A 14,900-nucleotide genomic window follows, 5' to 3' on the forward strand; every position below is an offset into this window, starting at 1 on the left:
CGCTACTTAATGTTTGAAATCACGGGTACGCACCGTATAATTTGACCGCTTTTTGATGCTTGACTCTGAGCCTTAAAGGACGTTTTATACGACACGCGGCATACCTCGAAGGGAGCAGGAGTAAAAACGTGATGTCTGTGTCGCTCTTGAGTAGAAACGTTGCTCGTAAGCTTCTGTTCATTCAGTTTCTGGCTGTGATAGCAAGTGGACTGCTGTTTAGCCTCAAAGACCCCTTCTGGGGCATCTCCGCCGCGTGCGGAGGTTTGGCGGTGGTTCTGCCAAACGTGTTGTTTATGATTTTTGCCTGGCGTCATCAGGCGCATACACCTGCCAAAGGCCGCGTGGCCTGGTCCTTCGCTCTCGGCGAAGTGTGTAAGGTGTTGCTGACCTTTGCTCTACTGGTGATGGCGCTGGCGGTTTTGAAAGTGGTATTCATGCCGCTGATAGCAACGTGGGTTTTGGTGCTGGTGGTACAAGTTCTGGCTCCAGCTGTAATCAATAACAAAGGGTAAAAGGCATCATGGCTTCAGAAAATATGACGCCGCAGGATTACATAGGTCACCATCTGAATAACCTTCAGCTGGACCTGCGTACATTCTCGCTGGTGGATCCACATAACCCCCCGGCCACCTTCTGGACGATCAACATCGACTCCATGTTCTTCTCGGTGGTTTTGGGTCTTCTGTTCCTGGCCATGTTCCGTAGCGTTGCTAAAAAGGCGACCAGCGGTGTTCCAGGGAAATTCCAGACGTTCATCGAGATGATCATCGGCTTCGTCCATGGCAGCGTGAAAGACATGTACCATGGTAAGAGCAAACTGATTGCTCCGCTGGCCCTGACCGTGTTCGTTTGGGTCTTCCTGATGAACCTGATGGACCTCCTGCCTATCGATTTCTTACCTTGGATCGGTGAGCACGTACTCGGCCTGCCTGCACTGCGCGTGGTTCCGTCTGCCGACGTGAACATCACCCTGTCGATGGCGCTGGGCGTATTTATCCTCATTCTGTTCTACAGCATCAAAATGAAAGGCGTAAGCGGCTTTGTGAAAGAGCTTACCTTGCAGCCGTTCAACCACTGGGCGTTTATTCCGGTCAACCTGATCCTGGAAGGCGTTAGCCTGCTGTCCAAACCTGTTTCACTGGGTCTGCGACTGTTCGGCAACATGTATGCGGGTGAGCTGATTTTCATTCTGATCGCGGGTCTTCTGCCGTGGTGGTCACAGTGGATTCTGAATGTGCCATGGGCCATTTTCCACATCCTGATCATTACGCTGCAAGCCTTTATCTTCATGGTTCTGACGATCGTCTATCTGTCGATGGCGTCTGAAGAGCACTGATTTTTTACCAACACTACTACGTTTTAATTGAAACAAACTGGAGACTGTCATGGAAAACCTGAATATGGATCTGCTGTACATGGCTGCCGCTGTGATGATGGGTCTGGCGGCTATCGGTGCTGCGATCGGTATCGGCATCCTCGGGGGCAAATTCCTGGAAGGCGCAGCGCGTCAACCTGATCTGATTCCTCTGCTGCGTACTCAGTTCTTTATCGTTATGGGTCTGGTGGATGCAATCCCAATGATCGCTGTAGGTCTGGGTCTGTACGTGATGTTTGCTGTCGCGTAGTAGTTGTTTTAAAACCTCAAGCCACAGAAATTTAAGAGGTATTGTGCTGTGAACATGAACGCAACAATCCTCGGCCAGGCCATCGCGTTTATTCTCTTTGTCTGGTTCTGCATGAAGTATGTATGGCCGCCTTTAATGGCTGCCATCGAAAAACGTCAGAAAGAAATTGCTGACGGTCTGGCTTCCGCAGAACGCGCTAAGAAAGATTTGGACCTTGCACAGGCCAACGCGACAGACCAGCTGAAAAAAGCGAAAGCTGAAGCTCAGGTAATCATTGAACAGGCTAACAAACGCCGTTCTCAGATCCTGGACGAAGCCAAAGCTGAAGCAGAACAGGAACGTACTAAGATCGTGACACAAGCTCAGGCTGAAATTGAAGCTGAGCGTAAACGTGCTCGTGAAGAACTGCGTAAGCAGGTTGCGATTCTGGCTGTTGCTGGCGCCGAGAAGATCATCGAACGTTCCGTGGATGAAGCTGCTAACAGCGACATCGTGGACAAACTTGTCGCTGAACTGTAAGGAGGGAGGGGCTGATGTCTGAATTTGTTACGGTAGCTCGCCCCTACGCCAAAGCAGCTTTTGACTTTGCTGTCGAACACCAAAATGTCGATCGCTGGCAGAATATGCTGGCGTTTGCCGCTGAGGTGACGAAAAACGAACAAATGGCCGAGTTGCTTTCTGGTGCGTTAGCGCCTGAAACCCTCGCCGCGTCGTTTATCGCCGTGTGCGGAGAGCAACTGGATGCCAACGGCCAGAACCTGATTAAGGTGATGGCGGAAAATGGTCGTCTCCGTGTGCTCCCGGATGTTCTCGAGCAGTTTGAGCACTTACGTGCCCTTAGTGAAGCTACCGCTGAAGTTGAAGTAACTTCCGCGACTGAACTGAGTGACGAACAGCTTGCGAAAATCACCGCCGCGATGGAAAAACGTCTGTCACGCAAAGTTAAGCTGAATTGCAAAATCGATAAGTCTGTAATGGCAGGCGTAATCATCCGCTCGGGTGATATGGTCATTGATGGCAGCGTACGCGGCCGTCTTGAGCGCCTTGCAGACGTCTTGCAGTCTTAAGGGGACTGGAGCATGCAACTGAATTCCACCGAAATCAGCGAACTGATCAAGCAGCGCATTGCTCAGTTCAATGTTGTGAGTGAAGCTCACAACGAAGGTACTATTGTTTCTGTAAGTGACGGTGTTATCCGCATCCACGGCCTGGCCGATTGTATGCAGGGTGAGATGATTTCCCTGCCGGGTAACCGTTACGCTATCGCACTGAACCTGGAGCGCGACTCCGTAGGTGCCGTTGTGATGGGTCCATACGCTGACCTCGCCGAAGGCATGAAGGTTAAGTGTACTGGCCGTATTCTTGAAGTGCCGGTTGGCCGTGGCCTGCTGGGTCGCGTTGTTAACACCCTGGGTGCGCCAATCGACGGTAAAGGTCCGGTTGAGCACGATGGCTTCTCCCCAATCGAAGTTATCGCACCAGGCGTTATCGACCGTCAGTCTGTTGATCAGCCAGTACAGACGGGTTATAAGTCCGTTGATGCCATGATCCCAATCGGTCGTGGTCAGCGTGAACTGATCATCGGTGACCGTCAGACCGGTAAAACCGCGATGGCAATCGACGCCATCATCAACCAGCGTGATTCCGGCATCAAATGTGTGTACGTGGCTATCGGCCAGAAAGCGTCCACCATTTCCAACGTGGTTCGTAAACTGGAAGAGCACGGCGCACTGTCTAACACCATCGTTGTGGTAGCAACCGCGTCTGAATCTGCTGCACTGCAATACCTGGCACCATACGCCGGTTGCGCAATGGGCGAATACTTCCGTGACCGCGGTGAAGATGCGCTGATCGTATACGATGACCTGTCTAAACAGGCTGTTGCTTATCGTCAGGTTTCCCTGCTGCTCCGTCGTCCACCAGGACGTGAAGCATTCCCGGGCGACGTATTCTACCTCCACTCTCGTCTGCTGGAGCGTGCTTCCCGCGTTAACGCGGAATACGTCGAGAACTTCACCAAAGGTGAAGTGAAGGGTAAAACAGGTTCTCTGACCGCCCTGCCGATCATTGAAACCCAAGCGGGTGACGTTTCTGCGTTCGTTCCGACCAACGTAATCTCCATTACCGATGGTCAGATCTTCCTGGAAACCAACCTGTTTAACTCCGGTATTCGTCCGGCGGTTAACCCGGGTATCTCCGTATCCCGTGTGGGTGGTGCTGCTCAGACCAAGATCATCAAGAAACTGTCCGGTGGTATCCGTACCGCGCTGGCACAGTATCGTGAACTGGCTGCGTTCTCTCAGTTCGCATCCGATCTGGACGAAGCAACCCGTAAACAGCTGAGCCACGGTCAGAAAGTGACCGAGCTGCTGAAGCAGAAACAGTACGCGCCAATGTCTGTTGCTCAGCAGGGCCTGGTACTGTTCGCGGCTGAACGCGGTTACCTCGAAGATGTGGAACTGGCGAAAATCGGTAGCTTCGAAGCCGCTCTGCTGGCTTACGTCGACCGTGATCACGCTCCGCTGATGCAAGAGATCAACCAGACCGGTGGCTATAACGACGAAATCGAAGGCAAGCTGAAAGCTATCCTCGATTCCTTCAAAGCAACCCAATCCTGGTAATCGTCCGGCGGCTTGTCTCAGGACAAGCCGTCTGGCATTGAGGAGAAGCTCATGGCCGGCGCAAAAGAGATACGTAGTAAGATCGCAAGCGTCCAGAACACGCAAAAGATCACTAAAGCGATGGAGATGGTCGCCGCTTCCAAAATGCGTAAATCGCAGGATCGCATGGCGGCCAGCCGTCCTTATGCAGAGACCATGCGCAAAGTGATTGGTCACCTTGCAAACGGTAATCTGGAATATAAGCACCCTTACCTGGAAGAACGCGACGTTAAGCGCGTGGGCTACCTGGTGGTGTCGACTGACCGTGGTCTGTGTGGCGGCTTGAACATTAACCTGTTCAAAAAACTGCTGGCGGATATGAAAGGCTGGTCCGATAAAGGCGTTCAGTGCGATCTGGCACTGATTGGCTCTAAAGGCGTCTCTTTCTTTAACTCCGTTGGTGGCAACATTGTCGCTCAGGTGACCGGTATGGGTGATAACCCGTCCCTGTCCGAACTGATCGGCCCGGTTAAAGTGATGTTGCAGGCCTACGATGAAGGCCGTCTGGACAGACTGTACGTTGTCAGCAACAAATTTATTAACACCATGTCTCAGGTGCCTACGCTCACTCAGATGCTGCCGTTACCGGCATCAGAAGATGACGAGCTGAAACAGAAAGCCTGGGATTACCTGTATGAACCCGATCCGAAACCGCTGCTGGATACCCTGCTGCGTCGTTACGTTGAATCTCAGGTTTATCAGGGCGTTGTAGAAAACCTGGCCAGCGAGCAGGCCGCACGAATGGTGGCGATGAAAGCCGCGACCGATAATGGCGGCAGCCTGATTAAAGAGCTGCAGTTGGTTTACAACAAAGCTCGTCAGGCCAGCATTACTCAGGAACTCACCGAGATCGTCTCGGGGGCCGCCGCGGTTTAACCAGGTTTACGAATTACGTAGAGGATTCAAGATGGCTACTGGAAAGATTGTCCAGGTAATCGGCGCCGTGGTGGACGTCGAGTTCCCTCAGGACGCCGTACCACGCGTGTACGACGCGCTTGAGGTACAGAATGGTAACGAGAGCCTGGTGCTGGAAGTTCAGCAGCAGCTCGGCGGCGGTATCGTGCGTACCATCGCCATGGGTTCTTCCGACGGTCTGCGTCGTGGTCTGGAAGTAAAAGACCTTGAGCACCCGATCGAAGTCCCGGTAGGTAAAGCAACACTGGGTCGTATCATGAACGTATTGGGTCAACCAATCGACATGAAAGGCGACATCGGTGAAGAAGAGCGTTGGGCTATCCACCGCGCGGCACCTTCCTACGAAGAGCTGTCCAGCTCTCAGGAACTGCTGGAAACCGGCATCAAAGTTATCGACCTGATGTGCCCGTTCGCGAAGGGCGGTAAAGTTGGTCTGTTCGGTGGTGCGGGTGTAGGTAAAACCGTAAACATGATGGAGCTGATCCGTAACATCGCGATCGAGCACTCCGGTTACTCCGTGTTTGCGGGTGTTGGTGAACGTACTCGTGAGGGTAACGACTTCTACCATGAAATGACCGACTCCAACGTTCTGGACAAAGTTTCCCTGGTTTACGGCCAGATGAACGAGCCACCAGGAAACCGTCTGCGCGTTGCGCTGACTGGCCTGACGATGGCTGAGAAGTTCCGTGACGAAGGCCGTGACGTTCTGCTGTTCGTTGATAACATCTACCGTTACACCCTGGCCGGTACTGAAGTATCTGCACTGCTGGGTCGTATGCCTTCAGCGGTAGGTTATCAGCCTACGCTTGCGGAAGAGATGGGTGTTCTTCAGGAACGTATCACCTCTACCAAAACTGGTTCTATCACCTCCGTTCAGGCGGTATACGTACCTGCGGATGACTTGACTGACCCATCTCCAGCCACCACCTTTGCTCACTTAGATGCAACCGTGGTTCTGAGCCGTCAGATCGCGTCTCTGGGTATCTACCCGGCCGTTGACCCGCTGGACTCCACCAGCCGTCAGCTGGATCCACTGGTTGTTGGCCAGGAGCACTACGACACCGCGCGTGGCGTACAGTCCCTGCTGCAACGTTATCAGGAACTGAAAGACATCATCGCCATCCTGGGTATGGATGAACTGTCTGAAGAAGACAAACTGGTGGTAGCACGTGCGCGTAAGATCCAGCGCTTCCTGTCCCAGCCGTTCTTCGTTGCGGAAGTATTCACCGGTTCTCCAGGTAAATACGTTTCCCTGAAAGACACCATCCGTGGCTTTAAAGGCATCATGGAAGGCGAATACGATCACCTGCCAGAGCAGGCGTTCTACATGGTTGGTTCCATCGAAGAAGCCGTGGAAAAAGCCAAAAAACTTTAACGCCTTAATCGGAGGGTGATATGGCAATGACTTACCACCTGGACGTCGTCAGCGCAGAGCAACAAATGTTCTCTGGTCTGGTCGAGAAAATCCAGGTAACGGGTAGTGAAGGTGAACTGGGTATTTTCCCGGGTCACGCACCGCTGCTCACCGCCATTAAGCCTGGTATGATCCGCATCGTTAAACAGTTCGGTCATGAAGAGTTTATCTATCTGTCCGGCGGCATTCTTGAAGTGCAGCCAGGCAGTGTGACCGTTCTGGCCGATACCGCTATTCGTGGCCAGGATCTCGACGAAGCGCGAGCCCTGGAATCGAAGCGTAAGGCTGAAGAGCACATTAACAGCTCTCATGGTGACGTGGATTACGCTCAGGCGTCTGCGGAGCTGGCCAAAGCGATCGCGAAACTGCGCGTTATCGAGTTGACCAAAAAAGCGATGTAACACCGGCTTGAAAAGCACAAAAGCCAGTCTGGATCCCAGGCTGGCTTTTTTTTTCGGCCTTAATTCATGATGAAAAAGATGTAGAATTTTAAGCATCAAACGTTTTTACTTCTCACACAAACTACCGTCAGGATGCGTATGTTAAACAGTGCGATGAGCGTGGTGATCCTTGCCGCAGGCAAAGGTACCCGCATGTATTCCGATCTGCCTAAAGTGCTCCACACGCTGGCAGGAAAGCCAATGGTTCAGCATGTTATTGATGCAGCGAATGAATTAGGCGCCAGCCAGGTGCATCTGGTTTATGGACATGGCGGCGATCTGCTGAAAAAAACGCTGCGTGACGACAATCTCAACTGGGTGCTTCAGGCAGAACAGCTGGGTACGGGTCATGCAATGCAGCAGGCTGCACCCTTCTTCGCTGATGATGAAGATATCCTGATGCTCTACGGCGACGTCCCGCTGATCTCCGTTGAAACCCTTACTCGGCTGCGTGAAGCCAAACCGCAGGGTGGCATCGGTTTGTTGACCGTCGTGCTGGACGATCCAACCGGCTATGGCCGCATTACGCGTGAAAACGGCAACGTGACGGGGATTGTTGAGCATAAAGATGCCACTGACGAACAGCGCCAGATTCAGGAGATCAACACCGGCATCCTGATTGCGAACGGTGCGGATATGAAGCGCTGGCTGTCCAGACTCAACAATAACAACGCGCAGGGTGAATACTACATCACCGACATCATTGCGATGGCTTACCAGGAAGGGCGTGAGATTGCTGCCGTTCATCCGGCGCGTATCAGCGAAACGGACGGGGTAAACAACCGTCTCCAGCTTTCCCGTCTTGAGCGTATTTACCAGTCCGAGCAGGCAGAAAAGCTGTTGCTCGCGGGCGTTATGCTGCGAGATCCGGCGCGTTTCGATCTGCGTGGCACGCTGACCCACGGGCGCGACGTTGTAATAGATACTAACGTTATCCTGGAAGGTAACGTCACGCTGGGCAACCGCGTCAAAATCGGCACCGGCTGTGTGATTAAAAACAGCGCGATCGGTGACGACTGCGAAATCAGCCCGTACAGCGTGGTGGAAGATGCCCATCTTGAGGCGGCCTGTACGATTGGCCCATTTGCGCGTCTGCGCCCGGGCGCTGAGCTGCTGGAAGGTGCTCACGTAGGTAACTTCGTGGAAATGAAAAAAGCGCGTCTGGGTAAGGGCTCTAAAGCGGGTCATCTGACCTATCTGGGCGATGCGGAAATTGGCGACAACGTAAACATTGGTGCAGGGACGATTACCTGTAACTATGACGGCGCCAATAAGTTTAAAACCATCATTGGTGATGACGTGTTTGTAGGCTCCGATACCCAGCTGGTGGCGCCTGTTACCGTGGGCAAAGGCGTGACCATTGCCGCCGGGACAACCGTTACGCGCGATGTGGCCGAGAACGAGCTGGTGTTAAGCCGCGTTCCGCAGGTCAGCAAGCAGGGCTGGAAACGCCCGGTGAAGCAGAAGTAACGGATTTATACCCCTCACCCTAACCCTCTCCCCACAGGGGAGAGTGGATTGTTCGGTGCGGTGTTTTTCTCCCTCGCCCCTTTGGGGAGAGGGCCGGGGTGAGGGGATAACATAATCCTCCCCCCACAAGCAGTACCCATAAAAATAACCCCACTCTCTACAAGGCTCGGGGCGCCCGGAAAGGGCAAATACAGGTCAGCGACAACGCATGGCATAACGCCATAATCAGGAAATATAACTATGTGTGGAATTGTTGGCGCAGTTGCGCAGCGTGATATTGCTGAAATCCTTCTCGAAGGTTTACGTCGTCTGGAATACCGTGGTTACGACTCAGCCGGGCTGGCTGTCGTTGATGCAGAAGGTCATATGACCCGTCTGCGCCGTCTCGGTAAAGTGCAGATGCTGGCCCAGGCTGCGGAAGAACATCCGCTGCACGGTGGCACCGGTATTGCGCATACCCGCTGGGCGACCCACGGTGAGCCATCTGAAGGCAACGCACACCCGCATGTGTCTGAACACATCGTGGTCGTGCATAACGGCATTATCGAAAACCACGAACCGCTGCGTGAAGAACTGAAAGCGCGCGGCTATACCTTCGTCTCTGAAACCGACACCGAAGTGATTGCTCACCTGGTGCACTGGGAGCTGGCAAAGGGCGGTACACTGCGTGATGCGGTGCTGCGCGCTATCCCTCAGCTACGTGGTGCTTACGGTACGGTGATCATGGATTCCCGCGACCCGTCCACGCTGCTGGCCGCGCGTTCCGGTAGTCCGATGGTGATTGGTCTGGGCATGGGTGAAAACTTTATCGCTTCCGACCAGCTGGCGCTGCTGCCGGTTACCCGTCGCTTTATCTTCCTGGAAGAGGGAGACATTGCCGAGGTGACACGTCGCAGCGTGACCGTATTCGACACAAAAGGCGAGCAGGTTAAGCGTCAGGAGATCGAATCAAACCTGCAATACGACGCGGGCGACAAAGGTGCTTACCGTCACTACATGCAGAAAGAGATCTACGAACAGCCAAACGCCATTAAAAACACCCTGACTGGTCGCATCAGCCATGGTGAAGTGGATCTGAGCGAGCTGGGCGCCAATGCCAACGAACTGCTGAGCAAAGTCGAGCACATTCAGATCGTGGCCTGCGGCACCTCCTACAACTCCGGTATGGTCTCTCGCTACTGGTTTGAATCTCTGGCGGGCGTGCCGTGCGACGTAGAAATTGCGTCTGAGTTCCGCTATCGCAAATCTGCGGTGCGTCGTAACAGCCTGATGATCACCCTTTCTCAGTCTGGCGAAACGGCCGATACCCTGGCGGCGCTGCGTCTGTCTAAAGAACTGGGTTACCTCGGCTCGCTGGCCATTTGTAACGTGCCGGGATCGTCCCTGGTACGTGAATCCGATCTGGCGCTGATGACCAAAGCGGGTACCGAAATCGGCGTGGCTTCCACCAAAGCGTTTACTACTCAGCTGACCGTTCTGCTGATGCTGGTGGCGAAACTGGCGCGTCTGAAAGGCCAGGATGCTTCCGTTGAACACGACATCGTGCATGGCCTTCAGGCGCTGCCGAGCCGTATTGAGCAGATGCTCTCTCAGGACAAACGCATTGAAGCTCTGGCGGAAGATTTCTCTGACAAACATCACGCCCTGTTCCTGGGCCGTGGCGATCAGTATCCGATTGCGCTGGAAGGCGCGCTGAAGCTGAAAGAGATCTCTTATATTCACGCTGAAGCCTATGCGGCAGGCGAGCTGAAGCATGGCCCGCTGGCGCTGATCGATGCGGATATGCCAGTTATCGTGGTGGCACCTAACAACGAACTGCTGGAAAAACTGAAATCTAACATCGAAGAAGTGCGCGCCCGTGGTGGTGTTCTGTACGTCTTTGCGGATAAAGATGCCGGTTTCGCCAGCAGCGACAACATGCACATCATCGAGATGCCGCATGTGGAAGAGGTGATTGCGCCGATCTTCTACACCGTACCGCTGCAACTGCTGGCTTATCACGTCGCGCTGATCAAGGGCACCGACGTAGACCAGCCACGTAACCTGGCGAAGTCCGTCACCGTAGAATAATTTCCAGCCTACCCGAGGCTGCCAGTATTCTGGCAGCCTCATAGCCCTCCCCTCAGCGATTATTTCTTTTTATCGCAACCTGTTTCTTTTTTCATTTTTTCTTACATTTTTGCTCTATCTGCTCATTTCACCTATGTCTGCTTAAAAAAGAATCTGATTTAGCTATGACAAAGAAAAGATATTGATAAATTCTTAAAAAAATAGAGAAGAGATATCAATAGCATTTTTTAATTATGTTTTGTTCTTATTTTTAAGGGTTTTTTTATTTTTAATTTTTATTGTTCCATTTTAAAGATATTTCATGTGGGAAAACATATTTGTCATAGAGCAGGAATGAACTGTACTATCGCCACGCTTTAAAGGATGGTGTGTTTTATTTGAATGTATAAATGAGACGCATACAAATAATGTAAATTATGGAGAGTTTCATGAAATTAAACGTTATAGCCACTTCACTGGTTTTATCTTCCGTCCTGTTTTCAGGTGCGACATTAGCGGCTGACGGTACTGTTCATTTCCGTGGCGAGGTGATTGATTCTACTTGTACAGTCACGACTGATACCAGTAATCAGACTGTTAATATTGGTCGTGTATCGGTAAAAACCTTCGCGGGTATTGATTCCACCGCGTCTGTTAAAGATTTCCACATCCGTCTGGAAGGCTGCCCGGCAACCTATACTCAGGCGGCGGTACGCTTTGACGGGACGGAAGATAAAGATACCATCGGTAAAGGTTATCTTTCAATCGGTACGCCGGTGAACGAAGACGGTACGGACGGTGAGTTCACTGGCAGCGGCGACGCCATTGCGGCGACGGGCGTGGCGATAAAACTGTTCAACCTGAGCGATGATACCGCGATCCCTTTGTATAACAATTCTAAATACGTTGCCATTGCAGATGGTAAAGCGGATATGGGATTCAAGGCGAAATTCGTCCAGACTCTGGCAACAGTGACGCCGGGTACTGCGAATGCTGACTCTCAGTTTACTATTGAATACCTGAAATAATCAGCGGTTATGGATTCGGAGCCTGTTAAGAACTTATTTACAGGCTCCTTTATATATAAGGACATTGGATTATGCCAGGGCGTATAGTGAATGTATTATTAGCGTGTTGTCTTACGGGTATTTCTACAATGGCATCGGCAGGTGTGGTTATCGGTGGCACACGAGTGGTTTATTCGAGTGATAAATCCGACGCAACAATTACTGTCAAAAATAACGAAGCGGCTATCCCTTATCTTATTCAAACATGGGTTGACCCCTTCAGTAATACAGGAACCGCGAAAAAACCACCGTTTACCGTCATTCCACCGGTATCTCGTCTGGAGGCTGGGCAGGAAAAAATTCTGCGCATTATGAAAACCGAGGGCAATTTACCGCAGGATCGGGAGTCGGTGTTCTGGCTGAACATCAAAAATATTCCCCCGGCGAGCAATAAGCCGAACGCGATGGAAATCGCCATTAAGACACGTATCAAGCTGATCTGGCGTCCGGCCTCGTTGAACATTACCCCGGAGCGCGCCGCCACGCAGGTGAAGTGGCACAGAGAAAATCGGCAGCTGGTAGTTGAAAATCCCACGCCGCTAAATATCAACGTTATGAATGTGACAGTGGACGGCAAAGATGTGCCGCTCAATATCGTCCATCCCTTTGAAACCCTGCGTTTACCCTTACCGGAAGGCGTGAATGGCCATGCGCTGGTTTGGCGGTATGTGAATGATTTCGGTGCGATTAGTCAGGATTTAAAAGCAGCGCTTTAAGCAAAGGATGGTTTATTTATGGAGTGTTACCGTATTTTCATCGCGCTTGCTTCCGGGATGGTGCTTGGTTTATCCGGCGAGGTGGCCGCGAGGGATATGTTTAACCCTGCGCAGCTTGAAATCGATCATCCGGTGGACGTGGATATCCACCAGTTTAATCGCGCGAACAGTCTGCCTGCCGGGAACTATAAGGTAAGCATCTATGTAAACGGCGAATATGTTGACCGCCGGGAGGTGACCTTTGTCGAAGATACTGCCACCAGCAACCTGCATCCTTGCTTCTCAGACATCAAAACCGTGCTCGCTGAGCTTGGGGTCAAAGTGGCGGCTATCAAGGCCCTTAACGACATAGATGACAAAGCCTGTCTGGACCCCGCGCCGCTCGTTCCTGGCTCAACCTGGACGTTTGATACGGATAAACTCCAGCTTAACGTCACGTTGCCGCAAATCTATATTGATGTATCGGCGCGCGGCTATATCAATCCCTCACGCTGGGATGAGGGCATCAATGCGCTGATGGTGAACTACGATTTTTCCGGCTCCAGCACGGTGCATTCGAACGAGGATGATAACAACGATTTTTATTATCTGAACCTGCGCAACGGTGCCAACCTGGGGGCATGGCGTTTACGTAACTACAGTACGCTAAACGTGACCGATGGCGAGTCTTCGTATCATTCGATCAATACCTATTTACAGCGCGATATCGCCGCGTTACGCAGCCAAATTATGCTGGGGGATACATGGACCGCAAGCGACGTGTTTGACAGCACGCAACTGCGAGGGATGCGTTTCTACACGGATGATGACATGCTGCCTTCGAGCCTGACGGGGTTTGCGCCAGTGGTTCGCGGCGTGGCGAAAAGCAATGCGACCGTGATTGTGCGGCAAAACGGTTACATCATTTACCAGTCTGCCGTACCGCAGGGAGCGTTTGCGCTCAAGGATTTAAACACCACCAATTCGGGTGGCGATCTGGATGTTACCATCAAAGAAGAGGATGGCAGCGAGCAACATTTTACCCAGCCTTACGCCTCACTGGCGATCCTGAAGCGTGAAGACCAAACCGATGTCGATATCAGCGCGGGTGAACTGCGCGATCAAAACGATTTTCAGCCGACCGTTTTTCAGGCGCAGGTGTTACACGGTTTTCCTGCAGGTATTACCCTCTACGGGGGCGTGCAGGGAACCAGCGATTACACCTCCGCCGCGCTTGGCGTGGGGAAAGATATGGGTTCGCTGGGCGCCCTTTCGCTGGACGTAACGCATGCCCGCTCGCGGTTTGAGGACGATGACGAAAGCGGGCAATCTTACCGTTTTCTCTATTCCAAACGTTTTGATGAAACGAACACAACGTTTCGGCTGGTGGGCTACCGCTACTCCACAGAAGGCTACTACACCCTGAACGAATGGGCGTCCCGGCAGAATAACGAGAGCGACTTCTGGACGACAGGTAACCGCCGTAGCCGTCTGGAGGGAACATGGACGCAGACCTTTGGCGACGGGATGGGAAATATTTATCTTACCCTTAGCCGCCAGCAGTACTGGAAGACGGATGAAGTCGAGCGGCTGGTGCAGCTGGGCTACAGCAATAGCTGGCGCGCTATTTCCTGGAACGTCTCCTGGAACTACACCGATTCACTCACCTCGGCCCAAAATAGCACCGACACTGACGTCAGCGACAGTCAGGGCAGCGAACAGATTTTTATGCTCTCCCTCTCCATACCGTTGTCAGGCTGGCTGCATGACAGCTACGTCAACTATGGGTACACCCAAAACAACCACGGAAAAGGGATGCACCAGGTGGGGCTGAGCGGTAACGCGCTGGATGCGCACAACCTCTCCTGGAACGTTCAGCAGTCTTACGATGCGGATAACGAAGATTACAACAACAGCGCAGGGGTGGGCTATGACGGCACCTATGGTTCGGTAAACGCCAGTTACGACTATACCCAGGACAACCAGCGCCTCAACTATGGAATGAAGGGCGGGATTCTGGCCCACAGCGATGGCATAACTTTCTCTCAGGAACTGGGGGAAACCGTCGCGCTGGTTAAAGCCCCGGGAGCTTCCGGCCTGGCGCTGGAGAATGGTACGGGTAAGGCGACGGACTGGCGCGGCTATACGGTACAGACGCAGCTCAACGCCTACGATGAAAACAGAGTGGAGATCGACAGCGATTACTTTGCGAAGGCCAACGTCGAAATCGACAACAGTATCCTCAGCGTTATCCCGACGCGCGGCGCGGTGGTACGGGCGGAGTTTGTCACTCACGTGGGCTATCGCGTCCTGTTCAATGTGCGGCAGAAGAGTGGCAAACCGGTGCCGTTTGGCGCCATGGCCTCGGCTGATTTACCCCACGGCAGCGTAACCGGCATTGTGGGCGAAAATGGCGAGCTTTATCTGTCCGGCATGCCGGAAGAGGGGGCGTTTGTCCTGAAGTGGGGCGCAGATAACACGATGGCCTGCCCGGTTAACTACCACTTTACCCCGCCAGAAGGCGTCGAACTGATACAAATATCGGCAGTATGCCAATAGGGAAAT

Annotated in this window: 14 protein-coding genes; all 14 read left to right on the forward strand. The window is 52.7% G+C overall.

The features are described 5' to 3' along the window. The first annotated feature begins 131 nt into the window (after positions 1-131). The 14 genes from atpI (at position 132) to L384_RS15370 (ending at position 14,894) form a co-directional block, all read left to right on the forward strand. Positions 132-512 carry a F0F1 ATP synthase subunit I gene (gene atpI, locus L384_RS15435; RefSeq protein WP_003862375.1) on the forward strand — a complete coding sequence of 127 codons (381 nt, stop codon included), beginning with the start codon at positions 132-134 and terminating at the stop codon, positions 510-512. 8 nt (positions 513-520) lie between these two features. After that, positions 521-1,336, forward strand: a complete 816-nt coding sequence (gene atpB, locus L384_RS15430) for a F0F1 ATP synthase subunit A (protein ID WP_003862373.1) — start codon at positions 521-523, stop codon at positions 1,334-1,336. Positions 1,337-1,385: 49 nt separating this feature from the next. After that, a complete protein-coding gene (gene atpE, locus L384_RS15425) occupies positions 1,386-1,625 on the forward strand; it encodes a F0F1 ATP synthase subunit C (RefSeq protein WP_000429386.1) in 240 nt (79 codons plus the stop codon). Between the two features lie 48 nt (positions 1,626-1,673). Beyond that, positions 1,674-2,144 carry a F0F1 ATP synthase subunit B gene (gene atpF, locus L384_RS15420; RefSeq protein WP_003862370.1) on the forward strand — a complete coding sequence of 157 codons (471 nt, stop codon included), beginning with the start codon at positions 1,674-1,676 and terminating at the stop codon, positions 2,142-2,144. A 14-nt stretch (positions 2,145-2,158) separates the two neighbouring features. Continuing rightward, positions 2,159-2,692 carry a F0F1 ATP synthase subunit delta gene (gene atpH, locus L384_RS15415; RefSeq protein WP_003862369.1) on the forward strand — a complete coding sequence of 178 codons (534 nt, stop codon included), beginning with the start codon at positions 2,159-2,161 and terminating at the stop codon, positions 2,690-2,692. 12 nt (positions 2,693-2,704) lie between these two features. Continuing rightward, positions 2,705-4,246, forward strand: coding sequence for a F0F1 ATP synthase subunit alpha (gene atpA / locus L384_RS15410; protein WP_003862367.1), 1,542 nt, complete (start codon positions 2,705-2,707; stop codon positions 4,244-4,246). A gap of 51 nt (positions 4,247-4,297) precedes the next feature. Then, positions 4,298-5,161 (forward strand): F0F1 ATP synthase subunit gamma, encoded by an 864-nt coding sequence (gene atpG / locus L384_RS15405; RefSeq protein WP_003862364.1) that lies wholly within the window; start codon positions 4,298-4,300, stop codon positions 5,159-5,161. Between the two features lie 31 nt (positions 5,162-5,192). Beyond that, positions 5,193-6,575 (forward strand): F0F1 ATP synthase subunit beta, encoded by a 1,383-nt coding sequence (gene atpD, locus L384_RS15400; protein WP_003862362.1) that lies wholly within the window; start codon positions 5,193-5,195, stop codon positions 6,573-6,575. 20 nt (positions 6,576-6,595) lie between these two features. Beyond that, a complete protein-coding gene (locus L384_RS15395; RefSeq protein ID WP_003862360.1) occupies positions 6,596-7,015 on the forward strand; it encodes a F0F1 ATP synthase subunit epsilon in 420 nt (139 codons plus the stop codon). Between the two features lie 138 nt (positions 7,016-7,153). Next, positions 7,154-8,524 carry a bifunctional UDP-N-acetylglucosamine diphosphorylase/glucosamine-1-phosphate N-acetyltransferase GlmU gene (glmU, locus tag L384_RS15390; protein ID WP_023323907.1) on the forward strand — a complete coding sequence of 457 codons (1,371 nt, stop codon included), beginning with the start codon at positions 7,154-7,156 and terminating at the stop codon, positions 8,522-8,524. A gap of 240 nt (positions 8,525-8,764) precedes the next feature. Continuing rightward, the gene (glmS, locus tag L384_RS15385) at positions 8,765-10,594 is read left to right on the forward strand and encodes a glutamine--fructose-6-phosphate transaminase (isomerizing) (protein WP_023323908.1); all 1,830 of its coding nucleotides are present in this window, start codon (positions 8,765-8,767) and stop codon (positions 10,592-10,594) included. Positions 10,595-11,022: 428 nt separating this feature from the next. Further along, the gene (locus L384_RS15380; protein WP_003861165.1) at positions 11,023-11,601 is read left to right on the forward strand and encodes a chaperone-usher fimbrial major subunit; all 579 of its coding nucleotides are present in this window, start codon (positions 11,023-11,025) and stop codon (positions 11,599-11,601) included. 71 nt (positions 11,602-11,672) lie between these two features. Continuing rightward, positions 11,673-12,356 carry a fimbrial chaperone gene (locus L384_RS15375; protein WP_022652100.1) on the forward strand — a complete coding sequence of 228 codons (684 nt, stop codon included), beginning with the start codon at positions 11,673-11,675 and terminating at the stop codon, positions 12,354-12,356. 18 nt (positions 12,357-12,374) lie between these two features. Continuing rightward, entirely contained in the window at positions 12,375-14,894 is a 2,520-nt protein-coding gene (locus L384_RS15370; RefSeq protein ID WP_023323909.1) for a fimbria/pilus outer membrane usher protein, read from the forward strand. Positions 14,895-14,900 lie beyond the last annotated feature (6 nt).

Origin of the sequence: Enterobacter sp. MGH 38, assembly GCF_000492855.1 — a bacterium.
GTDB classification, from domain to species: Bacteria; Pseudomonadota; Gammaproteobacteria; order Enterobacterales; family Enterobacteriaceae; genus Enterobacter; species Enterobacter hormaechei_C.